Annotated in this window: 7 protein-coding genes and 1 pseudogene; all 8 read right to left on the reverse strand. The window is 70.7% G+C overall.

All coding sequences use genetic code 11. The annotated features are described in order from the left end of the window. Position 1: 1 nt before the first annotated feature. On the reverse strand, positions 2-4,708 hold the full coding sequence (locus tag DMP15_RS13210; protein ID WP_337825952.1) for a DEAD/DEAH box helicase: 4,707 nt from the start codon (positions 4,706-4,708) through the stop codon (positions 2-4). 18 nt (positions 4,709-4,726) lie between these two features. After that, a complete protein-coding gene (locus DMP15_RS13215; RefSeq protein ID WP_337825953.1) occupies positions 4,727-7,132 on the reverse strand; it encodes a hypothetical protein in 2,406 nt (801 codons plus the stop codon). Between the two features lie 780 nt (positions 7,133-7,912). Then, positions 7,913-8,674, reverse strand: a complete 762-nt coding sequence (locus DMP15_RS13220; protein ID WP_337825954.1) for a hypothetical protein — start codon at positions 8,672-8,674, stop codon at positions 7,913-7,915. A gap of 145 nt (positions 8,675-8,819) precedes the next feature. Further along, positions 8,820-10,075: pseudogene (locus tag DMP15_RS13225) on the reverse strand (IS256 family transposase). Between the two features lie 334 nt (positions 10,076-10,409). Continuing rightward, on the reverse strand, positions 10,410-12,602 hold the full coding sequence (locus tag DMP15_RS13230; protein WP_337825955.1) for a UvrD-helicase domain-containing protein: 2,193 nt from the start codon (positions 12,600-12,602) through the stop codon (positions 10,410-10,412). Next, entirely contained in the window at positions 12,603-18,968 is a 6,366-nt protein-coding gene (locus DMP15_RS13235) for a DEAD/DEAH box helicase (protein ID WP_337825956.1), read from the reverse strand. It abuts the gene before it with no gap. Beyond that, positions 18,965-23,719, reverse strand: coding sequence for a class I SAM-dependent DNA methyltransferase (locus DMP15_RS13240; RefSeq protein ID WP_337825957.1), 4,755 nt, complete (start codon positions 23,717-23,719; stop codon positions 18,965-18,967). Before DMP15_RS13240 ends, DMP15_RS13235 begins: the two co-directional genes overlap by 4 nt. Beyond that, on the reverse strand, positions 23,716-26,505 hold the full coding sequence (locus DMP15_RS13245; RefSeq protein ID WP_337825958.1) for a helicase-related protein: 2,790 nt from the start codon (positions 26,503-26,505) through the stop codon (positions 23,716-23,718). The genes DMP15_RS13240 and DMP15_RS13245 overlap by 4 nt, the downstream gene beginning before the upstream one ends. Positions 26,506-26,772: the final 267 nt, after the last annotated feature.

The raw sequence follows: 26,772 nt of genomic DNA on the forward strand, positions 1-26,772 counted from the left end.
CTCAGACCTCGAAGACCGGGACGAACCTGCCCAGCAGGCTGAGGGCACCCGCTCGGCTGAGCTGCTCGTGATAGCGCTCGTTGCGGAAGGCGCGCAAACAGCCATAGCAGCTGGTCTCCGGCCCGCACTCGCACGAGGCCACCCGTCGGACGGCCGCCTCCAGCACGGTGGCCAGCTGCCGCGCGATCCGAGGGGTGTTCCCCGCCCCGCCCGGCGTCGTGTCGAAGAGGATCAACGACGGGAACCCGTCACCGCCGTGGTGCACGGTGCCGTCGATGTCGTCCCGGCTGATCTCGAGCTCGGCGGCGGCACCCTCCAGGAGGGCGTACACGGTGGACCGCAGCGCCGACTCGGGGACGACGGTCGCCGTGCCGGTCGGCAGCTCCAGCTCCACGAAGTCCGTCTGGTACTGGTGCGCCAGACTCTGCGACCGCATCGGGCCGGCGCACTCGGTCCCCTTGAGCAGGTGCTTGTGGCTCTTCGCCTTCTTGCGCCCGGCGACCATCGAGGTGCCGAACCCGCACCATTCGCACAGCTGGTAGCCGCCCCGGTTCGGGCCCTCGTTGACCACGACGAACTCACCGCGAGCACCGGAGCGCCAGCGCAGCTCCGCTCCGGTGGGAAACCGGACGACGTCTTCCTCGACGTCGGAGTGGGAGTCGATGATGTAGGTTGCCCCCGACCAGGAACGACGAGGTGCCTGCCCCGATCCTTGACGGACGCTCTCCGAGGCGACGAACCCGAACTCCGGCACCACGTACGCCTTTGCGGCCTTGGTCTGAATGGTCTCGCAGGCGGGACACTCGGCTGCGGGCGGTGAAGCGTCCTGCCGGTAGTGCCCGCAGGTCTCGCAGACGGTGTAGTACTGCCGGAAGAGGTCTTTCCCAGGGAGCCGGTAAACCCCGCCCGAGGTCCATCGGTACCCGCCCGCGATCACCTGGGCACCCGGGGCGTACTCGTTGATCGCCATGGTGAGGTCCCGGGTCAGCTCCAGCGGCTTGTCGATGCCACCCTGCAGCCGGTCGGTGCGCAGCTCCACCGTGTCGACCGGGAAGCCGTATTTGGGCAGCACGTTCCGGTTGGCCAGGTATCCGATCAGCTGGCGGCTGCGCAGGGTGGCGATGACCCGCTTGCACTGGCCCGCGAGGGCGTAGTTCGCCTCGGCCGCGGCGGTGCGTTCGCGTTCGGTGAAGTCCTCGACATCCTGCGCGAGCTGTTGCCCCGCCTGTTCGACGAGGTCCAGGAGGACCTCGGCCCAGGCGCCGGACTCGACGTCGATTTCAGCGGCGACGTCCGCGGGCAGGACCTCCAGCAGGCTGTCCCGGACCCGGCGGGGGACGGGGGTGAGGAACCGCCGCAGCTGGGCGACCGGGCCGACCCAGTCGGGCGGTGTGGGAACAGGCGGCAGGAAGAACTCGCCCGCGGTGGTCCACTCGCGGGCCAACTGCCGTTTCATCGTGCCGAAGAACGCGGCGATTGCCACGGAGTGGGCGTGCCTCCGGTCGATGCGCACGTTCGCCAGCGGCACGATCGGCGGACGCATCTCACCCGCGATCATCTTCTCCGGTTCGGCGAACCGGGTGAGGTCGTGCGACCGACGCTGAGCGTAGGTCAGCACGAGAGCGGCGGAGTCGGAGCGTCGGCCCGCCCGACCGGCGCGCTGGACATAGTTGGCGGTCGACGGCGGCATGTTGCGCAGCACCACCGCCTGCAGCTCGCCGACGTCCACGCCGAGCTCGAAGGTCGTCGAGCAGGAGAGCGCGTTGACCTCGCCCCGGACGAACTGCCCCTGGATCTCGGCGGCCTTCTGGCTCGTCCATTGGGCGGTGTGCTCCATGACCTTCATGGGCACCGGCTTGGCGTCGAGGTAGAGGTGCCGGTAGTGGTCGCGCTCCTCCGCGGCGCGGGGCCGGACCCACGGCTCGAGCATGCCGTCGCAGCGCAGCGTGGGGCAGACCCCGCGCACGGACACCCCGGTCATCCGACGGCACCGTTCGCACCGGAAGAGCTGCTCCTGTTCCTCGACCGGTCGGATTCGGAACCGTAGGTGGTTGAGCCTGCGCACGGGGCCGAGGTCCTTGGGCGAGACGACCGAGAACCAGCTGTGCGGGCCCTCCTTGCCCGGTGTGCCGACGGGGTCGAGCGCCATCCAAACCGCGTCGAGCAGCGCGCGCGGCGCCGCCGTCGATCCCACGGACTCCAGCACACGGGTGAGGTAGTCGATCCGCCGGTTGGTCCCCGTCGTCGGGAGCCAGCTCAGCACCTTCCGCTTGGCGTCGGAGCCGTCGCCGCGGACGTAGATGGGGCCGGTGCGCGGTTCGAAGATCGGCGAGTTGGGCGGTACCTCCTCGGGCATGTCGATGGCGCCCTGGAACCGTAGGGTGCGGACGAGCTCCTGCAGGAGGTCCCAGCCCTCCTCGTCGGGCAGGCCGAGGTCGGCCAGACAGCCCGGCAGCGCCCAAGAGGCCTTGCGGACCATCTCGACGCGCATCAGCCCGACGCCTTCGAGCGACTGGCGGTCGTCGAAGCTGATCGCCTCGTGGACCGTCCACTCGAGGGCCTCGCGGCGGGCGACGACGGAGGAAGCGTCCTCGTCGAAGACTCCCTCCCGCTTGGCAGCCAGGTAGGCGTAGTGGGCGAGGCCATCGAGCTTCGCCGGTTCTCGCTCCATCCGCTGGTGGTCGGCTAGCGCCATCGTGAGGATCCGGCGCTGTGCGAGTTTGCGGTGGGTGTCCTCCAGGTAGGGCGCGAAGTACGCGGCCGTCTGCCTGCTGTCGCTGAAGAACAGGAGCTTCCGACCGTTGCCGGGCAGATCCGACGAGGGCCCGTCCGCGGCGGGGAGTGCCTGATAGAGCGCGGAGCCGAGTACCGACGCCGAGGCCTCGCCGCCGCTCTCCAGGAGCCGGATCAACCGGGTGCCCCGCGCCCCGCACGCAGCACAGGAGCCGAGGGCCGCGGACTCGGACGACAGCAGCTGGACCGTCCGGAAGTCGCCGGCGGTGCAGTCGCCCGCACCACAGTTCAGCGGCTGGTCGAGGTGCACGGCTCCGCAGCCGGTGCAGAGGTAACGCCGGTCGCCCTCGGTGGCCTTCTCCTCCTCGAGTGCGGCGTCGTCCTCGTCGTGGGGCGTGCGATCGGTGCTGTCGCCGTCCTCCAGCAGTAGCCAGGCGTGGCGGCGGTGCCCGCCCGCCTTCCATGGGACGTGGCGGGGGACCGGGCCGCTGTCGTCGAGCGCGCCGTGCAGGTGGGCGGCACCGCAGCGCTGGCAGCCACCGAGCTCGAAGACGACCCGCTCGCACGTCTCGCAGCGTTCCCGACGGCTCAACCCGAGGTGGGGGCCGTCCGGGCCGAGGCAACTGAATGCGCCCTCGGTGGCGCGCACGAAGAGGTGGAACCGCGACGAGAGCGCCGGGGACCGGTCGGGGGCCCGTAGCGCCCCCGCCAGGCGGACGAGGTCGGTCAGGTGCCGCTCCTGCTCGACGTCCTCACCGAAGACCGTGCGGGCGACGTCGGCGAACGGGCGTGGTCCCGTGGACAGCGCGGTGCGGAACGCGGTCAGCCGGGACTCCGAGCGGAGGGCGGCGACCGCGTCATCGGGCCCGTCCCAGCCGTGGTCGCGGGCGGCCTTCAGCACGTCGGTGTGATCGACGTGCGCACCCAGCCGGGCGTAGTCGCCGGCGGGGAGCGGCCCCCACGTCGGTCGGTCCGGGGCCGCGACGACGGTCGAGGTCACGAGGTCCTGCCTGCCCGGTGTGTCGTCGTTCCACTCGAAGGGCAGGTCGAAGAGGTCGGTCGCGAAGCGGGTCACCGCGGCCGGGGAGTCCTTGGCCCCGACCGTCGCGCTCGTCGCGATCGCCTGCAGGTCCCGGCCCGACGACACCCGGTCGCGGAGCCTGCGCAGGAGCATCGCGAGCTCCGCCCCCTTGGCTCCGTCGTAGACGTGGGCCTCGTCGACGACGACGAACCGCCACTGCCCGGCGTGGTCGCCCTCGAAGAGATCGAGGTCCTTCGGCCGGAGCAGGAGGTACTCGAGCATCGCGTAGTTGGTCAGCAGGATGTGCGGCGGCGTGGCGCGCATCTCGGCGCGGCTGAGCAGCTCGTTGGGCAGCCGGCGTTCGTGTGGATGGAGCTGGGCGAAGGTCGCCTCCGCGTCCCGCACGGAGTCACGGGTCTCGCCGGTGTAGCGGCCGAAGGTGATCTCCGGCGAGTCCGCGAGCAGGTGCCGGAGCCGCTTCATCTGGTCGTTGGCCAGCGCGTTCATGGGGTAGAGCAGCAGCGCTCGCACACCCGGCCCGAGCCGACCGGCGGCGGACTCCTCGGCGAGGTGGCCGAGGATCGGCAGCAGAAAGCTCTCGGTTTTGCCCGAGCCGGTGCCGGTGGCGACCACGACGTTGCGTCCGGCCCGGACCTTGCGGATCGCCTGCTCCTGATGCCGGTAGAGCGGGCGGTCCGCGGGGAGCTCGGGCCCGGTGAGGGATATGAACCTCTCCGGGAGCACTCCCTCGGCCACGAGCTCCGCGAGGGTCGCGCCGGGCATATAGGCGGGCGTCGCCTCCAGCAGCGGTCCCTTGGTCAGCAGCGGGCTCGTGTCGATCATGTGCTCCAGCGCCGAGGCCAGGGAGGCGTCGCGCAGGGGAAGCAGGGAACGCAGGTATCGGCGGTAGCCGAGGGTGATCTCCCGGCTGGACTCCAGCGGATCGAACGTCACCGTTGCTCCTTCGCGGTGTCAGGCACGGTGGGCGTGCCAGTGGGAGACGAGGTACTCGGCCAAGGCGAGGTCGGAGGCGGCCGTGCCGGGGTCGGCGGCGACGACGGCGAGCCAGGCGACACGCAGGCCGGGCTCGGCCTCCGCCGCGTCCGGGTCCCCGTGCGCGGCGAGCCGGGCGACGATCGCGAATCCGAGCGAGACCTCCCGCGGGGAGGAGGCTCCGGGTGCGCGCACGTGCGTGAGCACCGAGAACAGCTCGCCGAACGCTGAGGCGTGCGCGAACGCGCGCAGCTCGTCCAGACCGGTGAGCGCGGTGGTGGCGGCAGGAGATGGAGCGTCCGTCACGTCGAGAAGCGGCTTCGGGGGCACGGGCCCGTCCCACCGTCGCTCGCCGGTCAGGATGTCCAACCCCGCGGGACTGGCATATCGTTCCGCGGCGTCGAGGAGCAGGGCCTCCTCCGTGCTCAGCTCAGCGGGAGACCAGTCCACGGCTCCGCTGCGGTAGGGCAGCAGCGGTGAGGTGAGGAGCAGCGACAGCAGGGGGCTGCTCTCCCAGAGCAGCGTGATCGCCTCGGGCCGGTCGACCCGGGCGAACCGGTGGGCGGCGAGCCCGGAGCGGACCAGGATGGGCACGGTTCGGTGCGCGGGCATCGCCGTACGGGCCCCGGCGACCAGCGCGGCGTACGGACGCTCGCCGAGGACCGCGGCGCACTCCTGGGTGACGAGCGCTCGGCTGCCCGCGTCGGTCGCGGGTCCGCCTGCGTCCGCAGCCGCCCAGAGGAGGCGGTAGGCGGCGATCCCGGTGGGCGGGGGCGCCTGGCCGGCCAGGTAAGCAGCCGCCTGGAATTCCACTCCGGACAGGGCGGTCGGCACCCGGTTCGGGTCGCCGATGCGGAAGGACCGGTCTGTCCGGCTGGCGAGGTGGGGTGCGCCAACCCGGACGTCCAGCAGCCCACCGTGGACATAACCCGGGCCGAGCGGCACGGCGGACTCGCCGGGCGCGACGGTGACCTCCCACGGCCGGAGCCATGGCGTAAGCGGCGACGTCACCCGCACGACGAGCTCCGGTGCGGGGTCCCGGTCGACCAGACGCAGCTCGTCGCCGCGGCGGAGCACCGCCTCGGCCACGGCGGAACCGCGGATCCGGGCGACCTGCGCGGTGAAGCCGTCGCCGAGCACGAGCGAGAGCGCGAGGCTGCCGTCGGAGCGCACAGAGTCGAGCAGCGCGGCGAGCCGGTACCGGTACACGCCGTCGGCCACTCGGGCTCCGCGGACCAGCTGGTCACGGCCGCCCGCGGGATCGGTGGCGACCAGCGCGGGGACGTGACCGAGCGCCTCGCGGAGGCGGGCGGGCAGCTGCACGTCGAGGCATGCGCCGTGGGCAAGGTCGTCGAGGGTGAAGGCCTCGGGCCGGACGCCCCAGACTCCGTTCTCTCCCGCCACCCGGCGCCGCAGCGCGCAGTGGGGGAGTTCGACCACGGCGTCCAGGCGGTGCGTCGAGTCCGCGGCACGGATCGTCACCGATGTCCGCATCTCGATGGACTTCAGCGACACGACGGAGGGGACCAGCACCCCGGCGGGGGCGCTGAGCTTGACGTCGGCGGAGGTGAGTCCGCCGTTCTCGCGAAGCAGCCGCAGCCGGCGCCTCGCCGTCAGCGAGACGCCCTGGGCGAGGGTTACCGATGCCCGCACCGGCGACTGCCCCGGCGCCGAGGCGGCGACGCGGAACCGCCCCACCAACGGCCCCGTCGACCCGTCCGCGAGTGAGACGACGGCACCACCGAAGGCGGTCCACCGCCGGGGGAGCGCCGCGCCGTCGCGGAGCAGCTCGATGGTCCAGGTCTGACTCGCGCCCCCGGGCAGACGGAGCCGCGGGGGCTCCCCGTGGACCGGCTCGCCGTCCGGCCCCAGGAGCCCCTCGATGGGTTCGCCGAGCAGCAGGTCGGCTTGTGCGGTGCTCTGCACCGGCCGCCAAGGACCCGGCGGCGGCCCGAAGTCCACCGCCGAGCGGATGGCAGCCGCGCCGGCGAGCGACACCCGCGCGAGCCACCACCGGGACCACCCGACGGGCGGCGTCGCGTGCTCCAGGACCTGCCAGGTCCCGTCGACCGCCTCCGCCGTGGGGGTACCGAGGTGGAGAACCCAGACCTCGCCTGCGGGTAGGGCGGCACCCGCGGGCAGCCGGGATCCTGTCTCGTCGAAGACGATGAGCGGGTCCGTGATGTCGACGACGTCGACGACGTGGACGCCACCGAGCACGTCCGTGCAGGTCGCGATCCGCGAGGGCCGCGCCAGCAGGAACCCGTTACCGGCGCGAGGACACTCGCCCCCGCCCACCAGGACGGAAGCCCCGTGGCGTTCGTCGGGGAAGGCGACGACGAGTGCGCCCCGTTCGAGATCAAGCCGTAGGAGTGGAGCACCCACCACCGACCCGACGGCGCCGCTGGCCCGCACAGCAGCGGTCAGGCCCGGCAAGTGAATGTGGCCTCGCAGTTCCGGGCGCATGTCCCATGCGTGAGCCCATCCTGCGAGCCAACCGGTCGCCGGACCGCCGAGCAGCGCCGCCAGGGAGGCCGTGAGATCCTCAGCGCGCCGGGCCAGCCACGCCGTCGCGACGAGAGTGCAGGCGGGCCACCTGGCGAAGACCGTGCCGGGATCCGAATCGGGCGCCTCGCGGAGACGGAGCCGCTCGTACGCCGCGAGCGCTTGGAGGAGGAGTTCACGGCGGTGGGCTTCGCCCGGGTCGGGGTCGGCGCCGATCGCGTCGACGAGATCCCCGTCGTACAGATGCTCGGAGTCGTCGAGCAGGTCACGAGGCCGAACGGACGCGGACGTGGGCGCTTCGTGATCACGAAGCGTCGGCAGCCTCATGCCCGTCCCCCTTGACCGTACCCCTACCGCGCCACGCATGATCGACCTAGCGCGGACGCGCGGCAGAGTGTGATCGTTCCACCCCTGCGGGTGACAGTCTTGTGCAGGGGCCATACGGGAACGGCGAGCCCTCGACGAAGGACCCGTCCCACTGTCTTGCGCTGAGCCGAACTGGCTCCGAGGGCGAGGGGCCCGACCACTGACGCCACGGGACGTCGGGGACCTCCACGGACCGGGATCGGCCACTCGAACCGCGTGACGGTGTCGAACCGGCAGACGTAGGCACCGGCTGGACTCCACATGGGTCGCGGTTCCGAACGCACCGAGTGGTCATCAGCCGACCTGCACGAGGGTGCCGGGGCGGCTGGACGAGGTCGGATCGGCTGCGTCGGCGAAGGACCACGAGGTGATCGTCGCCGAGGACGGAACGCGGTAGACGTAGGTCATGTCGGCCTCGAAGCCGGGCTGCACGGCGTCGCTGCAGTAGGGGTTGCCCTGGATCTTGTAGAGGCTGTCGAGCGCGTCGAACTTTCGTCCACGGTCGTCGATGAGCGCATTCGTGATCGCCGAGCCGCAGGCGAGGTCGATGCTCTGCTGTCCGTCATTGACGACGTGAGTCCGGACGGCGAAGTAGCGGGCGCCGTCGCCTGGTCCCTGAGGTGCGTAGGTCGCCGAGGCCGACCCTGCACTGTCGGACACCATGACGTCCGGCACGAACTCCGCGGAGGTCACGGTCACAGTGATGCCCACATCGGTCAGCTGGTCGCCCACCTCACCCTGCGCTGCGGGGGCGGCCGCGACCGGAGTGCCGCCTCCGCCGGTCGGGGACGAGGCCGACACCGTCGGGGCGGACGCCGTGGGACCTGCTGCTGGTGTGCCGGCAGGCGCCAGAGTCAGGGCGACGATCACCGCCGGCACGGTAGCGATCACCCCGCCGAGCGCCATGCCGCCGAGCAGCAGAGGCCACCGGCGTGGACGAATCGGGGCGGCGAGCGCCGCCGGTTCGTCGGGCCCCGAATTCTGCGGTGGGACTGTCGGCGCGACGTACCCTGTGACGAACGAGTCGGTGGAAGGCTGCTGGGTGGTCTCGGACATCCCGTGCTCCTTGGGCCTGGCGGCCGGACGTGCTGCGGCCGAATGGCCGGTTCACCCTCGTGTCGCGCGATACCGTTTGCCCGTTTCTACGTGGTCAAGTCCGCTGGCGTGGTGTGTGACGACTGCCGCGTGATCTTCTGTTCTGTCAGGCGCTGAGCGCCGGGATCGTGTGGGTGGGGGTCACCTCCTCGGTGCCGGTCGGGGTGTCGGGGACGGGTGTGACGCGGGCGCGGGCCAGGACGTCGAGGCCGAGGTAGCGGCGTCCTTCGGCCCATTCGTCGTGCTGTTCGGCCAGAACGGCGCCGACCAGGCGGATCAGGGAGTCGCGGTCGGGGAAGATCCCGACGACGTCGGTGCGGCGACGGATCTCGCGGTTGAGTCGCTCGCTGGGGTTGTTCGACCAGATCTGGCGCCAGACCTCCTTCGGGAAGCTGGTGAAGGCCAGGACGTCGGCACGCGCGGTGTCGAGGTGCTCGGAGACCTTCGGCAGCTTCTCGCAGAGTGCGTCGAGGACCCGGTCGAACTGTGCGTGGACGCTCGCGGCGTCGGGCTGGTCGTAGACCGAGTGCAGCAGCGCCCGCACCCACGGCCAGGAGGACTTCGGGGTCGCGGCCATCAGGTCGCCGCGTAGTGGGTCCTGCAGCGCTGCCAGGCCGCGCCGGGCAACGTCGCCCCGATCGCGGCGACAAGGCCCTGGTGGGCGTCGCTGGTGACGAGCTTGACCCCGGACATACCGCGGGCGGTCAGGTCGCGGAAGAACCCCAGCCAGCCGGCGCCGTCCTCGGCGGAGGTGACCTGCAGGCCGAGGATCTCCCGGTGCCCGTCACCGTTGACCCCGGTGGCGAGCAGGGCGTGGAGGTTGACCACCCGCCCGTCCTCGCGCACCTTCACGACCAGGGCGTCAGCGGCGACGAAGGTGTAGGGGCCCTGGTCGAGCGGGCGGGTCCGGAACTGCTCGACCTGGTCGTCGAGGTCGGCGGCCATGATCGAGACCTGGGACTTCGACAGCCGGGTGATGCCCAGGGACTCGACGAGCTTCTCCATGCGCCGGGTCGAGACCCCGAGCAGGTAGCAGGTCGCGACCACCGTCGTGAGCGCTCGCTCGGCGCGGCGGCGGCGTTCCAGTAACCAGTCGGGGAAGTAGGAGCCGTTGCGCAGCTTCGGGATTGCCACGTCGATGGTGCCGGCGCGGGTGTCGAAGTCGCGGTGGCGGTAGCCGTTGCGGGTGTTCGTCCGCTGCTCGGAGCGCTGGCCCCAGGCGGCTCCGCACACCGAGTCGGCATCGGCGGACATGAGGGTGTTGATGAACGTGGTCAACATCTGGCGCAGCAGGTCGGGACTCGCCTGGGACAGCTGCTCGTGCAGGAACTCGGTGGGGTCGATACTGGAGGGCGCGGTCATCGCGTGATCCATCTCCTGTTGGCTGTGAGAGGCGTTCAGAAGATCACGCGGTGGCCGCCCTACACGATGCCTCGCCCGTCACCGAGCCGGTCGCACACCACCTTGGTGGACGCCACTTTCTACGTTCATCACTTTCGATGACGGTCGCGCTCGTCTTCGGGCGAAGCCTCGCTGCGCCGCTTCCGGTGTGATAGCCCCGGTAGAGCACCCGCTGCAAGCCAGCGCCGCGTCGCGCCGAAAGGTGCTGGTCAGTTCAGTCCTGCTTCTGTTGGCGGTACTGAACGCCCGCCACGAGAACGGGTGTGGCGGGCCTGCTCGTAGCAGCGCGCTGCTGCTAGACCCCGCGCTGGATCACCGACAGCTCGTCACGGGCTCGGGTGGCGGCGACGTAGGTCAGGGAGCGGGTGCGGAGTTCGGCATCGTGGCGGCCGGACTCGTCGAGGACGGCAAGGCGGGCGGTTTCAGCGGCAGTACGCTGCCCGACGTCCGCGAGGACGACCTTGGTGAACTCCATGCCCTTGGCCCGGTGCATGGTCATGACCAGCGGCTTTCCCGCGGTGGGCTGCTCGCGGTCCACCGCGCGGACCGGGACGCCGCGTTCGGTGAGGCCGGTGACCACGCGTTCGCGCTGGAAGCGGTCCTGGACCAGGACCGCGATGGTCTCGGGGGCCTCGCCGGCCGCGAGCCAGCCCGTCAGCCGGGCGGCGATAGTGTCGAGCTCGCCGGTCAGCGACGTGACCTGGTCGATCCTCGGGTTCGGGCCGGAGCGGGCCGACCGGTAGCCCGTCGCCTCAGGCTCCTCCTCCAGGTCCACATAGGAGCCGCCGTCGAGGATCGAGAGCGCGAAATGCAGGTTCTGGGCGGTCGTGCGGTAGTTGAGCGTGAGCCGCCGAGAGCGGCCGACGATCTTGATGCCGTAGCGGCTCAGTACCGTCCGAGGACCGTAGATGCGCTGGTGGGAGTCCTCGGCGATGAACAGGTCGTCCGCTCCGTCGGCTGCCAGCGCGCGGAGTAGCTGCCAGTGGGCGGGGGAGAGGTCCTGGCCCTCGTCGACCAGGACGTGGTCGGCGAGCGGGCCGGTCTCCCGCAGGCGCGCGGCGGCGACGGCGGCGGCCTCGCCGAAGTCCAGCGTCCCGTCGATGCGGTTCTGGGCCCGGTAGGCGGAGATCAGCGACCAGACCGCGGACCGCTTGGCCCGGTCGAGCGCGACGCCGCGCCCGGGGCGCCGCACGCGGAGGTACTCGGCCTCGGTGCCCACGGCGTGGGGCAGGACGATCAGCGAGTACTCGGTGGCCAGGAACGTCTCGTTGGCGATCTCGGGCGGCAGGTCGGTGCCCGCCGTGTCGAGGACGGCCCGCCAGCGGGTGCCGGGGACGCGGCCGTTCGGGCTCGACCGCTCCTCTCCCAGCGCCGCCTGCACGGCCTTCGCCACGTCGCCGCCGCGGATCACCGCGGCGGCGAGAGCATCGACGCCCGCGACGAACACACCGGGATCGCCGAGCTTCGCGGCCTGTGGCACCCGCGGGTCGAGCTGCGCCAGGCTCTCGCGGAGGGCGTCGGCCAGGTTCGTGGTGAACGTCGTCAGAACGATGCGGGCCTGCGGGTTCTGCCGAGCCAGCCGCCGCGCGCGGTGGACGAGCACGACCGTCTTGCCGGTCCCCGCGCCGCCGGACAGCCGGAACGGCCCGTTGTAGTCCTTCGTGACGTAGGTGCGCTGCTCGGGATGCAGGAACACCCGCCACGCGCCGAAGTCCCTGTCCTCGATGACCCGACGCAGCTCGTCCTGGTCGTCGATGAAGGCGAACTGGGCCGCGGCGGCGGGCTTGCGCAGCGAGACGAGGAGCTGGTCGTCCTCGGTGCCGGTCGTCGGTGCCGGGTCGTCCAACTGGAGCTTGTCGTGGATCTCGTCGATCGAGTCCGTGCTGGTCAGGTCGACGAGCAGGAGCCCGATCCAGCCCTCGTGCCGCTGTGCGAGGGCGAGGACGGCGTCCTCGTCCGGCGCGGCCAGGGCGGCGTCGGCGATCTCCTCGGGCAGGCCGAGCCGGTCGACGAGTGCGGTCCGCGTCCGCCCGCGCCGAACCAGCAGAGGCTTATCGACGACCGGTTCGTCCGCCTGCACGACGGCCTCCGGTTCGGCGACCACAGTGGCGGCCGGCTCCCGCACCGTCGGTTCGGGCACGGCGGGTGCCTCCGTCCCCGCGGGCGTCTCCTCGATCTGCGGTAGCCCGTTGATCGGGTTGACTTTCAGCCGGACGCGTTCGGCGACCTTGTTCGCCTCGTCGTGTGGCCAGACGCCGTGGATGACGTAGTGCCGCTCCCCGTCGCCGTCGAGGCGGAACATGACCGCGCGCCAGAAGTCGTCCACCCGGCCGGTGCGCACCCGCGGGTCCGCGGACCCCTGGATCGGCTCGACGTGCAGCCCCGGGACGGTGTCGTCCGCCGACAGCTTCTGCAGGAAGGCCATCGCCTTCGACCGCACCGAGCCGTCGAGCTTCTTCGGCCACTTGGTCATGATGAGCGTGGGCACTTACGCCTCCCCGGCATTGCTGAGCTGCGCGATGATCGCCGCCGGATCGGGCGGGACGACGACCCAACCGGCCGCCGCCAGGTCCGTGCGGTCCTCGGCGGGCATGTCCTCGGTCTCGACGACGACGTTCAGGCTCGGCCAGGCGACGTCGATCATGATCCCCTCGGGGCTCTCCCCGCCGATCGCGGGCGCCAGCGGGGCGCCCGCCGCGGCGAGGGCGAGCACGAGCTCACGCTCCGAGCCGGCCCGCGCCTGGTCGGCCGCCCTCGCCCAGTCCTCGGGGAGCTCGGGAAGATCGGCCGAGGCTGCGGGCGCCGTCACCGGGACGGCGGCGGGCGTGGCGCCGAGCGTCGTCGTCGAGACAGCCGTGGGCCAGTCCCGCAGCGCGAGCGCGTTCGAGAGCCGCAGCCACTCCCGCCACGAGTCGCCGTGCGCGGCGTCCAGCACCTCGGCGCGGTCGTCGAGGACGAGCGCGGTGGCGACGAGCGCGCCGTCCAGCTCGATGGCGACTGCGCACGACCCGGAACGCCAGACCATCGCCTTGCGCGGACCCGAGGACGCCGCGTCCGTGCCCAGCAGCACCCTCCGGGCCGCCTCGGAGAGCTCGGCCTCCGCCGGGAGCAGGACGACCGTGGTCTGGGCCAGCAGGAACATCGGCACCGCCCGCGCAACCGACCGGACGTGCACCGGCTCGGGGGAGGACACCCAGCCGAGCAGCCAGTCGACCGGGCCCGAGCGCAGCGCCTGGTAGGCGGCGGGCGAGGCCATGAACTGCGCGTTCGCCATCAGCTGTCCGACGGTGGCGTCCGAGTACCAGGCCGGTGCAGTCACAGAGCCCTCTTCCGCCGCGACCACGTCCCGCGCCGACACCGAGATCACCACCCGCCCGGTGTCCCGCAGGATGTGCCGCTTGGCGGCGTCGTCCGCCAGCCGGTTGTGCGCCACGGTGGCGTGGAAGGTGAGCCCATCGGTGAAGATCGCGACCGTGGGCACCGACGTGTCGTTGGTCTCCAGCACGAAGTCCGGGCGCGAGTTCTCGACGTTCACCTGCGGCGTCAGCGTCCACTGCCGCGGCTGCCCCGGGATCGTGAACCGCACGGAGTTGCCGAACGGGCCGGGGACCTCCTGGGTCGCTGCGCCGATCTTCTTGAGCCGCTCCACGAACACCTTCCGGAAGCGCTGTTCGAGGTGGGACTCGGGATCCTCGGCCGGCGGGACCTCGGTGATCGTCCAAGCCGGCACGTCGTCGAGGCTGGAATCGTCAGGCCGAAACCCGAGCAGCGTGCGCAGGTGCCGCTCCGCCGACGCCCGAGATGCCCGTCGGACCTGGCCGGGCGCGATGAACGGGAGCAGGCAGCGGTGGCAGGCCAGACGAGGCTCGGTTCGGCACTCGCAGTCCCGCACCCGCTTCCACGCCGTCGCCAGCAGCGATCGCAGTACGTCAGACTGGACGAGCTCCGCCAGATAGCCCGTCCCACCGGGGACTGCGTCGTGCAGCAGGATCGCCTCGTGGTTGTCCGAGCCGTCGCTGAGCGTCGGGTCGACGACGTGTTCCACCCGGATGTGGTCCGGATGCCCTCCGAGCTGCTCACGTAGCCCGAGCAGCAGCGCGGCGGCCAGGCTGGGCGCGGCGAAGTCGTCCCCGATGGTCACCGCGCTGGGCAGCCGCAGCAGCAGGCCCTGCGTCCGTAGGGTCCGGGACAGGGCGACGGTGGTGGTGTGCTCGTCCGTCGAGGTCCGGTACCGACACCACGGCCGGTGCTCGTGGGCCTTGTTCTGGCCCGCGTCCGTGTCCAGCTTCCCGCAGCCCTCGCACACCCGGAACAGCGCGCCGGAGATGTCCTCGCCGGCGATCGTGCGGGTGGCGCCGTGCCCGGCGGTACCGAGGTTGACCCACCGGATCGTGAGCGCCTTCAGATACGTGCAGCCGAGCCCGATGTCCTCGGCGAACCACCGGTCCCCGAAGTCCGCCGGATCCACGTCCGCCGCCGTGACGACCTGGAAGTAGCGGTTGTCCCGCTGGTCGCGGCGGTCAGTGATCGTCGCCTCGTCCCGCCGGATCTCCGCGGTGACGTGCGCCAGCTCGACGACCCCGAGCCGCTGCCCCATGTCGCCGACCCCGCTGCTCCCGCACCGCGGGCACGTCGGCACAGACTTGGTCTTGCCCTCCGCGTCGACGTCCACGGCGTAGCCGCAGGCCGGGCAGAACACCCACGGTCGGATCGCCACCCCGTCCACCCCGAGGTCGACGGCGTCGATGGTGATCTCCAGCCCCCGCGCGTAGAAGCGGGCGCCGGGCGCGAACTCCCGGATGGCCTGCGCCGAGCCGCGCTGGATCCGGGCGTGGTCGGTCTGGAACTCCTTCGAGTCCGGGTTCATCCAGCTCAGCCCGACGTCGAGGGTGACGTTGTCGTCGAGCAACGTGTAGTTGGGCAGCAGCCCGTACTCCTCGAGCACCCCGATCCAGTACTCGCCCTGCAGGTGCGCGAGCTGCCCGGAGGTGAGCTTGCGCGCGGTCTCGGCCGAGCGCTGCGCGCGGCGGTCGTCCTCGGTGGCGGCGCTGGACTGGGCCTGCGCGATCAGCGCGGGCAGGGCGTCGTCGATCGCCTGCTGCCGGTGCTTCAGCTCCTCGACGGTGCTCTGCCAGCGGCCGCTCGCGGCGTGCACCTGGGCGGCGAACGCACTGGTCCCGGGCCCGTTCGGCGTGGCCAGCCACGCCCGCAGCGCTCCGACGACGTCGCCGGACAGTGCGCTGAACGCGCCGAGGAAGCGGTCGAGATGCGCCGCCGCGTGCGTCTCGGCGTGACTGATCAGGTCGCCGAGGAAGGTGCCGGGCTGACTCGACCCGATGGCGCTCCGGGCCCGACGGGGGTGGGGCCGGGTCTCGTCGCGAGCGAACTCGTCCGCCAGGTGTGCGGTGTACTGGCGGCGCAGGATCTCCTCGGCGCGCAGGTAGGTCGCGGGCGGCCGGACCTCGCCGTTGATCACCGACAGCGGGTCGCCGAGCTTGGGCAGCTGCTCGCCGCGCCCGGTGATGAACGCGAGGTTGAGCGCGTTGCCGGTGAGCCGGCCCGCGCGGCCGACGCGCTGCAGGTAGGAGGCGACGGTGCGGGGGAGCGAGGCCAGGACGACGGCGGAGAGATCGCCGATGTCGATGCCCATCTCCAGGGTCGGGGTCGCGACCAGGACGTTCGGCGCCGCTGGGCTGTCCTGCGCGCCCTTGAACCCGTTCTCGTAGGCCAGCCGGACCTCGTCTTCCAGCAGGCTCGTGTGCTCCCGCGCGACGACCCGCCGCATGTCCGGGGAGGCGTAGAGCCGCTGGTAGAAGTTCTCCGCGAGCGGGCTCGTTTGCAGCCGCCCGGTGCAGCTCACGAGCATGCACGGGGCGCCGGTGAGCTGCTCCACCGTGGTCGTCGACCCGGTGACCGGAGCCCGGCAGGTGCCGCAGACCAGCAGGTTCTGCCCCGCTGCGAGGTCGTCCGCGGACGTCGGGCTGACGACGACGCCGCCCGCCGGGATGGCGAACACCGCGGCCCCGGAGGTGCTGGTGATCGAGGTGAGCACCCCGTCGCGGGTCAGCTGTTCGAGCAGCAGACGGGCCAGCCGGCCGCCGTCGGTGGGGCTGACGTCGAGCACCCGGGAGGTCCACTGCGCGTACCAGGACTTGGGCGTGGTGACCGGCTCCAGCCCCTCGCCCGCGGGGTCCCCGCTCCCGCCGATCCGGGGGTAGCCGGGCGCCGGGCGGCCCCTGGGGAAGGCGGGCATCCCGTCGCCGCGCGGGCGGCCGCCGGAGACCCACCAGCGGTTGCCGTCCTCCTGGCGGTAGCGCTCGAACCACGGGTGCTCGACGGCGCCGAGCGATCGCATCCGGTCCAGCAGCCCGCGCACCCACTGCAGCAGCACGGCGTCCGGCTGCTCGCCGTCCGCGGTGTCCGATCGGGTCTGGACGGCGACGCCGGACAGCACCTTCCGCGCCGCAGCGATCATCTTGGGCGGCTGCCCGGCCTCGACGCCGACGGCCGCGGAGCCGGTGAGCTCCAGGGTGCGGCCGGTGCGTGAGTTGAGCCCGAACTCCAGCATCGCGTCCAGCGCGAGCCGCTTCTGCACCCGCGACCGCACGGCGATCGGGATCTGACGGTACTTCTCGGCCGTCCAGAAGGGAGTGAACGATTCGCGATCCGCGCAGTCTGGCGCGAGGAGGCGGTAGCGGGCCGAGGCCTTGTCTCCTGCGCTGCGCATGACCTCGTCGACCAGGCCGTCGAGCGTGAGCGGCCCGTCCGCGACGGCCTCGCGCAACACCGCACGCAGGGTCAACGTGTGCGAGCGGGCCTGCACGAACCCGGCGCGGTGCGCGGCGTCCTGTACGGAGTCGGTGAAGACCAGCGCCTTCTTCTCCCCGGGCGCCACCCGTGCCGACCCGAACAGCGTGGACAGCGACACCGACAGCAGCGTCGCGATCGCGCTGCCCAGGAACCGGATCCCGTCCTCCTGCCCGCAGGCGGGGCAGGTGTCCTTGCGGGAGTCCTCGTCCGCCTCCTGCCCGGCGTGGGTGAGCACGGGAAGCACCCACCCGTCCCGCAGGTCGGGATCGTCCTCGGCCGGGGTGGCGGTGAGCAGCTCGCGGGTGCGGACCGAGAACCAGGCCAGGCCGGCCGCGGGCGGCTCACCGCCAAACACCGCATCCGCCTCGGTGGCCGCGGACATGAGCGGCCGGAAGCGGCCTTCGCGGCTGGCGTGGTCGCGGCGAATGGAGTCGTCGTTCGCGGCGAGGCTGCCGCCGACCGGCGCCAGCCCGACGCCCCAGCCGGAACGCCCGCACCGCCGGCAGTACAGCGCGGGGAACGACGGCCGGACGTCCTCGGCGTCGTGCACCCCGGTCGGCGGGCCGTCGTCTCCCCACCGGAACACGGCGGTCGGGTCGGCGGCGCGGTCGATGCGGGTCAGCTCGCGCACCCACAGGTGCGCCTCCACGGACAGCGCGTCCCGCCCCATCGCGGCCCGAACGTGCCCGAGCGCAGCGACCACGCGGGACAGCAGGCTCTCCCACGCCCGGTCGCGCCCGGTCGCGGCGAGGCTCGGCGTGGCCGTCTGCCCCACGACCCGCTCGACGAGCGCGCTCAGGCTGAGTGCGTCCCCGGACTCGCGTGCCATGGCCGCGACGAGCGGATGGGCCTGGCTCAGCCGCAGCAGCAGGTCCGCGACCGCGGTGCCGAACTCACCGGGCTCCTTGCCGTACAGCAGTGCGAACACGGCCCGCGCGAGCTCGGCGCCGTCGGGATCCTCGCCGAGCAGGTCGAGCGCGGTGTTGATCTCGGCGACGCGCAGCTCGGATATGGCGGTGGGTTCGAGGCCCATCGCGGCGAGCACGGAGGCCGAGCCCTCGGCCCACTCGTCGTGGGTGAGCCGCGACTCCGTGACCACCGCGTCCGGCCCGAACGGCTCCCCGAACACGGTCTCGGCGAACCCGAGCATGACGCCGGGATCGCCCTTGTCTCCAAGGGTGGCGGAGGTGGCGACGGGGGTGATCCGGCCGAGCGGCCGCGCCCGGTCCTCGGCCGTGATGCGGGGGTCGGTGTCGCTCCAGTAGCTCTTGAGCGTCATCCCGAGCCGCCGCAGCAGCATCGCGACGTCCGTGCCCTGCGCGCCGTCGTAGGTGTGGAACTCGTCGAGCACCAGGTAGCGCAGGCTCGTCGCGGACGCGCGCCAGATGTTGCGGTCCGCATGCCGCAGCAGGAGCTGGTCGAGCATCTTGTAGTTGGTGAGCAGGATGTCCGGCGGCTCGTCCTGGATGATCCCGCGGTCGGTGATCAGCCCGTCCTCGGTGACCATGGTGCGGGGCGCGTCCTTCTGCCCGGTGTAGAGCGCAGCGGTGATCGAGCGCAGCGCGGAGTTCTGGGTGACGAAGCTGGTGAGGCGGGCGGCCTGGTCGTTGGCCAGGGCGTTCATCGGGTAGAGGATCAGTGCCTTCGTCCCGGTCACGCCCTCGCGCTTCGCCCGTAGGACGTGGTCGAGGAGCGGGTAGAGGAACGCCTCGGTCTTGCCGGACCCGGTGCCGGTGGTGACGAGGGTGGGCAGCGGTCTGGGGTTCGTGAGAGAGGAGAGCCGCGCGAACGCCGCCGCCTGATGCCCGTACGGCGTGTGCCCCTCGTACCACTCCAGGCTCTGCCGCCAGCCCTCGTCGGCTGGCCGGAACGGCAACCGCAGCCGCACATAGGGCCCCTTGAACATCCCGGACTCGGGATCGCCGAGGAAGCGATCCAGGGCGTCGCGCGCGCCGGGATCGGTGAGGCCAAACGTCGTGGTCAGGTAGTCGACCAGGCTGTGCCGGATGCTCCCGGCCTGGATCGTGGGGAGGAGCTCACTCATGAACGCTCCGCAAGCCGCCGCTCGAACTCCGCATACGCGACCCGCATGTCGTGCTCACGGTCGAGGGTCTGGAACGGGAGTTCGTAGATGTAGGTGTTGCCCGCCTGGTTGGTGGCGGTGCGCTCCTCCTCGGAGATCCGCTCACCCTTTCTGCGCCAGACGGTGAGCACGGAGTTCGGCACCAAGCGACCGTTCGCGTCGTAAAAGTAGGTGTTGCGGTCGTAGCCGTAGAGAACAGCGAACTGGGTGCGGTAGATGGTGCAGAGTTCGTCGGCGGTAAGGCCGAGAGTGAGTGCGACGATCGCGTCGATCTCGACGAGTGCCTGACGGCGGTCGGCGGCGATGCGGAGCGGGGTTTCGCCGGTCCACGTGGGGCCGGGGGTGCCCAACTGGTGACGGCGTGCGTGTGGAATCCCGCTAGCCCAGGAGTCACCCGAGAAGGCCGGATCCCAGCATTGCGCCCACAGTTCAGCGTAGGCGTCGGTTACCACGTTCAGGCGAAGAGTGCGCAAGATCAGACCGTTCTGAAGCGGGCCCGGTGACCAGGGCAACCTACTGACGGTGCTGGTGCTAATGCCTGACTTCGGTGCAACACGAACTGAAAAATCGCTAATTATTGAGCTGAGGAATCCGCTGGCTGCGACCAGGTCCTTCAATTCTCCGTCAGGTTTTCCGAGCGCTGAAACAGTGTGAATGTGTGCAGATCCCGGCGGAATTATCGCTGGTGCGAGAGTTCGCTCACCTGTGTTGGCCGCCATGGCGCGCCAGGCGATTCGATAGTAATCACGTGCAGGTTCGGGCTTGGTCGGATCGCCCCAGTCTGTATATTCGCGACTATAGCGGTTGCGGTCACCGGTCGGCTTATAGGCGGTGATCGGGATGGTTTCTGGGGAGGTGGCCTCGAAGTCTGTGTTTGACCAGTCTTGATTGTGCAGCATGGTCTTGTTAGGGACCTTGTAGAGCGGAGTGCCAACAAAGAAGTGTGGGCCTTGGAGAATTACGTCGTCCCAAGATTTGGGTGCCCCCCACTCGGTCTCGAAGCGTCCCTTCTTCCGGTCACCAGTCTCGTGCCAGCCTGTGGACACGCGCATCTCCAGATTTCCTATGCGGGGAGATTGGGCCAGCTTGTCGAGCGCGGACGCTACTGCTCGGTTGACTGCGTAGACCATTCGAGTTTGAGGTATTGGAGTCGAGGATGCTTCGAGGAACGCGTGCCAGGTCGCAAGAACCGCATCGGTGACGTGAGTAATCCGCCCACTGTGTGGACGAAGGTCCCATTCGTCAGCGTCATTCTTCATTCCAGGTTCGGGGCCGCTGCCATCGTGCATGAGTGACCGGATGGCGGTTTCTGGATGGTAGAGCCAGCAAGCTTGAAGGAAGCTCGACTCTTGCCTTCGGGCGCCGTGGACTGTGACGCCATAGATCTTTTCGTCTTTAATCTCAAACAGCATAAGTTTGTTCTGGAAGTGCCAATGCCTCCGTAGTCTTCGGTAAAGTTCGGCGCGAAGCGGGCCGGCTTTGTCGTCGGTGAAATGTGACTCAAGGTGAATCATTGCCATAGTGCCGGAGCGCGAGCCGTGCTGCCACATTCTAGCCATAAAGCAGCGATACAGGTCGGGCTGCAGGCCTTGGAGGTAGGGGTATTGAGTCAGTGAGCCAACAAAATCGGCTGTGGCGACAATGTCTGTCGTCCCTGCTAGCAATAGATCAATGGTCTCCGGGTGAGATAGTGACTCCTCGCGTTTGGCGGCAATTTGGGCCTGTGTCGGCTTCACCGTAAGCTTCCACCACGGATCGCTTTCCGCTAGCAGCCCGTCCACGTCGACGATAGGTCGCACCCACGGCGGGTTCCCCACCTGTAGGTCGAAGCCGCCGCCAGCAGCAAACACCGTGGCGAAGTCGATGTTCCAGTGAAAGAAGCCTTGCTGCTGCGCGACTCGCTCGCACACCACCAACCACGGGTGCTCGACCAGCAGCGCCTTGATCGGGCGGGCGCCGGCGAAGTCCAGGGCCAGTTCTTCGGCCTCGCCCAGCTCCTCCCAGCTCGTCGCCTCGCCGAGCGAGATCTGGCCAGCGGTCCGAGCTGCGCTCTTCGTGTGCTCCTTGCCGAACTCTGGGTTGCGGCCGATCAGCGCCTGGAGCCCCGCGATCCACTGGTCCACAGTGGGCGGTTGGACTCGCACACCGTCGACCGTGACCGCAGCGTCGGTGAGGGGCCAGAACCACAGGGCGGTCCAGGCGTCCATGACCCGCCGCAACCGGCGGTAGGCACCGGACTCGTCGGCGAGCGACGCTTCGATCTCCTCGCGCGTGACCTCACCACCAGCAGGGAGCGAGCCCGCGCCCCAGACCGGGATCGACCGGCGGATCTGCTGCTCGGCGATGTGCAGGCGTCGGTAGCTGATCTGCCACAACGCTTCCACCCGGTTCGCCAACTCCGCCAGGGCCGCGACCTGCGCCTTCGACGGCTTGGTCTTCGTGGACCCGCGCCAGGTCTTGAGCTTCTTCACCGCGTCCGGGACCAGGCTCGCGGCCTCCTTGGCGTCCGCGGCCGCGCCCCAGCCGTCGGCAGGCAACAAGAAGTGGTGGATGCCGTCGCCGAGGTCGGAGGCGATCCGGCCGGCCTCGATGTCCGCGGGCAGCGAGGTGAGCGGCAGATCCTTCGGGACTGCGGAGAGCCAGCTCTTGTCCGCGACCTGGCTGCGGCGATAGATCGCGCGGCGGGCGCCGATGAGGGAGTTGCCGCGTTTGAGGTGCAGGCCGAACCATGGGGCGGAGAGTCCGGAGACCATGGTGTCCAGCCACAGAGAGATCTCGGCGAGCTCGACCGCGGTGGCGTTGAGGTCTACGCCGTAGATGTTGTGCAGGGCCAGGTAGGCCTTGACCTCCTGCAACCGGCGCGGGTACTCGTCCGGGTCGATGCGCTCGCCGAGCTCCTCCTGTCGGCGCTTCAGGTACTGCTCGGCGAGCTGCCGTACCGCCTCGATGGCGAACGCGCCCGAGCCCAGCGCGGGCTCGCAGACCGTCAGCCCGAGGATCTCCTCGGCGCTGGTCCGCTCACCGTCCTGATCGAGCAGCTCCTCCAGCGCCTGGCCGACGGTGAAGCGGGTCAGCACCTCTGGCGTGTAATAGGAGGCGGACTGCTGGCGCTCCCGGCCCGCGAGCCGGAACACGAACGACCCTGCCTGGTGCAGGACCGGCTTCTTCTCGCCCGTCCGCGGGTCCTCGGCCTTCACGAAATCGTTGGCGGCGATGCCCTCGGACCGGCTCACCGGCACGACCCACGAGCCCTTGCTGCTGTCCCCGCCCTTCGCGACCTCGTAGAGATCGGTCTCGGCGAAGAAGCCGGTGTAGGACATCAGCCCCTCGTACACCGCGCCGAGCTGGTTGATGCCGAGCTCGGCGTAGGAGATGAAGCCGCGGTCCTTCCCGCTGCGCTCCTTGCTGAGCAGCAGATGGGCGAGCACCTTCTGCAACGCCGCGTTCCCCAGCCCGACGGCGTCGATGAACCGCGTGGCCTTGGGCAGGAACAGGTCCGCGCGAAGGGCATTGAAATGCAGCCCGTCGGAGGGGCCGGCGCCGTCCTCGTCGTCGGACTCGGACGTGACCACCACGGGTGCGTGCCCGGTGTCGACCAGCCCGAACAGCACCGACAGCGACTCGTAGAGGTGTGTGCCCGCCTGTGCCCGCGGGGTGGCGAGCTCGACCTGCACCAGCTCGCGGAGGCGGTCGAGGCTGTAGCCGGCGTCGTACTCCGCGGCACCGGCGGGCAGCACGCCCAGCTCGGGGGACGCCTCGGCGTAGAGCAGGAACAGCACGCGATAGAGGAAGCGCAGGGACTGCTTGGCCAGCTCGTTGGCGTCCGCACCCGGGAGCGGTTCGAGGCCCTGCGCCTTGCGCCGGGCCACCACCTCGTTCGCGATGATCTCGATGGACAGCCGCACACCCTCGCGGAGATCCTTGGACACCCCGACGGTGTGCTTGACCGACTTCTCGAGGGTCTCCAGCCACCAGAGCTTCCCGGCGGCGTCCGGCGCGACGGACTCGGCGGACAGGCAGGTCAGCGCGCGGTCGATCTCCCCGCCGCGCTTGGTCTCGTTCCGCTCGCAGATGAGCTGCAGGTCCACAGCGAGGTAGCGGCCCTCGGCCCACCGCTCCTGCTCCGCGAGGATGATCCATCGCCCGGCCAGGATCAGGGCGAGGTCCGGGGCGGCGGACTCGTCGACGAACAGCGCCGACACCAGCCGCGCGGCGGAGGTGAACTCCGGCCCGTCGTCGGTCAGGGCGAGCGGCTCCAGCAGCGTGGGCTGGTCCTTCGCCAGGGCGTCCTCGTGCGTGACCGCGGGGCGGGCGAGCACCACGGCCAGCGGCGCCCGCTCGGTGATGCCCGCCGCGGAGATCCGCCACAGCGGCCCGGTCTCGGCGACCTGCAGGCCGTGTTGGCGCAGCTCCAGGACCTGCACGATCTCGGCGTAGACGTCGCGGGCGGCCTTGGCGACGGTTTCGGCGTCGTGCACCACGGCGGACTCGCGGTCGGCGAGCTCGGCCAGCGCGGCGAGGTCGACCTCCAGCTTCTGCCGGACCTTCGTGAACCGGGTGCGCGGGGTGGGGCGGTCGGCCTTCTCCTCGGCATCCCACGTCTTGCGCCGGGCCAGGACCTCGGCGTGGAACGACTGGGCGGTGGCCTCGGAGCCGAAGTAGTGCTCGGAGATCCAGCTCTCGCCGACGAGGATCGCGTCCGAGCCGCTCACTGCTGCGCTCCCATCTCCGGAACGACGACGAGCAGCGGCCGCACCAGCTGCCGGTCCGGTCGCATCGCCTCCACCAGCTCCTTCTCCTGCGCCACCGTGACCCGGCGCTGCCGCAGGCCGGCGTTCTGGGTGGCCTTCTCCGCCTCGGCGTCCCAGCGGTCGAGGCGCTGCGACCAGGAGTCCACCCGGCGGGCGACGTCCGCCTCGTTGGCGGCGACCAGCGACCCCATCTGTGCCTGTGCCTTCTCGACGGCGGGAGTCACGAGCCGCTGGAGGTCCGCGACGTTCTCGACACCCCCGGGGTTGTCGCGCCTGCGGTCCCAGCCGACCGCCGCGAGCATCGCCGCCGCGGACTCGTGCGGGGTGAGCAGCGCGAAGTCCGGGACCGGGAAGGCCACGCTCAACCAGGTGGCGGCCACGATCTCGCCGCCGCGGTTGGTGAGGGTGCCGAGCAGCAGCACCGTCGGGTCGTCGACCTCGCCGCGCACGGCGAAGATCTCGTTGCGGCCCAAGGAGGACAGCGCCCGGTCCGCGGCCCAGCCGAGGACGGGGTGCAGCGGGCTGAGGTAGTGGGCGTCCGGCCAGTTCGAGCCGGTCTCGTCCTTCAGTGCGGCGGCCAGCCGGTCCTTCCCGCGGGAGGTCGTCGTCGCCAACATGAGCCGCGAGGTGACCTTGCGGTCGGTGAGGTAGGTCTGGGGGAGGACCTCCAGACGTTGGGCGAGATCGTCCGGCGGGACGAGGGACGCCGTGCCGAAGGTCGTGTCCGGCCGCCACTCCACGCCGTCGTTCGAGACGGGGTTGGTGGGATCGGTGAACGCGGCGGCGAGGGCGGTGTCGAGGTAGGCGAAGTCGTCCTCGAAGAGGCCGGTGCCCGCGGTCGGCACGACCGTCGGGGCCGGCTCGGGCGCGGAGGCGGCATTGCTGAGCTGGGCGAACAGGCTGGAGAGGTCGCTCCCGGCCTGGACCTGCGCGGGTGTGCGGACGACGTCGTCGAGAGACTTCTCCCGCGCCAGCACGCTGCGGATCTGCTCCTCCTCGGCCTTCACGTCGTAGGAGCCCATGAGGGAGGCCGCGTCACCGAGGGCGGTGTGCGCCTCGTTCTCCTTCTCCATGAGGCTGCGCAGGATGCGGACGTCCCCGGCGAAGCGCTCGCTCGCCGGGTCGAGGAGCAGGGCGGTGATCCGCGGTGGGTGCTTCTGGCCATAGCGGTCGATGCGGCCGTTGCGCTGCTCGATGCGGATCAGGCTCCACGGGATGTCGTAGTGCACCAGCTCGTGGCACTGGGCGTGCAGGTTCACGCCCTCCGAGGCGACGTCCCCGGTCACCAGGATCCGGACCTTCGCGCTCTCCTGCTTGAACTCGCGGACCACGCGCTGCTGCTCGTCGTCCGCCAGGCCGCCGTGCATGATCTCGACGGCATCGGCGGGGAGCCCGAGATCCTTCGGCAGCTTCTCGGCGAGCCAGCGGAGGGTCTTGACGCGTTCGGCGAACACGACGGCCCGCTTCGGGGAGTTCTTACCGACGCCGGTGCTCTTCAGGTGCTCGACGAGTGCCGTGTACTTCGCCGACGGCTGCGCGAGGGCGTCCTCGGTGAGATCCATGAGGCGCTGCAGTGCCGCGCGTTCGACGTCCGCATCCGGGCCAAGGCGGTTCGTGCGCTCCTTGATCGACTCCTGCAACGCCGCGGGGGAGGAGAGGAACGCCTTCGCCAGGGTCCAGGGGAACAGCGCGGAGTTCTTGCCGGAGTAGGGGCTCGCGTCCTGCGGCCACAGCCAGACGTCCTCGAGCTCGCGGGCGATCGCGTTCTCCGCGGGGTTCGCCGGCACCAGGACGTTGTGCGGGGGCTGCCGCTCGGCCCAGTCCGCGCCGACGACGGACTCCACCTCGGGGCTGTGCCGGTGGCGCCGGATGACGAGATGCTCGATTTCCTTGGCGTTCAGCTCGCCGGACGGCGGCACCGCGGAGGGGTCCAGTAGGCGGATGAGCTCGGAGAACGACTCCGCCTTGCCGTTATGCGGGGTGGCGGAGGCCAGGATCAGCGCCTCGGCGTTGCGGGCCAGGATGCGCGCGAGCCGGTTGTTCTGCGTGGCGTTGTTGGCGAGGTTGTGGGACTCGTCGATCACGACGGCGTCCCAACGCTGCTTCTTGAGGCTCGCGAGGTAGCGGTCCGACTTGAGCGTGTCGATGGAGATGATCACGCGCTTGAAGTACGTGAACGGATTGCGTGTGGCGGGCAGCTTCTGGCGCACTCGCTGGATGCCCGCCGAGTCCAGCCGGACGAAGGGCAGCGCGAACCGGGTCCACATCTCGTGCTGCATCTGCTCCAGCACGTGCCTCGGGGTGACGATCAGGATCCGCTCGCCCCGCCCGCGTCGGACCAGCTCGGAGAGGATCATGCCGATCTCGAGGGTCTTGCCGAGCCCGACGGCGTCCGCCAGGAGGATTCGGGGCCTCAGATTCTCTGGGTCTAAGGCTCGTCGGACGGCGGACTGCTGGTAGCTGAGCGCGTCCGCCAGACCCTGCGTCGCGACGGTGAGGGAGCGGTCGCCGAGCGGGATCGGGGTCTTGCGGAAGGTGGACTCCACCCACAGCCGCGCGGTGCGGTAGTGGGGGCTCGCGTCTGCGACGACCTGTGCCTGCGCGGGATCCAGCGGCTCGATCTTGTCGAGGCTCGCGTAGAAGCTGGCGGTGGTGTCCCGCACCAGCTCGGTGAGCCCGCGGACGTGGACCAAGAGCCCGTCCGCCGTCTGCTCGGTGGACTGGACGAACCAGTCCTCGTCCCGCACGACCACCACGGAACCGGGCGCGAGCGCCTGCCGGACCTGGGACTCACTGGTCGCTGTGATGGCGGCTCCCCCTTCGTGCGGAGAGACTTCTGGCGAGATACACCACCGAGCCCCCCAATATCGTCCGTGTCCAACTTAGTGGGGTCGTCACGTGATGCTCACGGGGGCTCACGATCGGGTGAACTCCACTCGTCGAGCGGAGTGACTTCCCCAGCTCCGGGCCGAATTCTGGAGGAATGGGGGGAAGCGGACATCGCTGCGGGGCCA

It is taken from the genome of Pseudonocardia sp. UM4_GMWB1 (assembly GCF_017312155.1).
GTDB classification, from domain to species: domain Bacteria; phylum Actinomycetota; class Actinomycetes; order Mycobacteriales; family Pseudonocardiaceae; genus Pseudonocardia; species Pseudonocardia alni.

Coding starts and splice junctions, on each gene's coding strand:
- DMP15_RS13220 (WP_337825954.1), bottom strand. CDS start 8,674: ATGTCCGAGACCACCCAGCAGCCTTCCACCGACTCGTTCGTCACAGGG.
- DMP15_RS13235 (WP_337825956.1), bottom strand. CDS start 18,968: ATGAGTGAGCTCCTCCCCACGATCCAGGCCGGGAGCATCCGGCACAGC.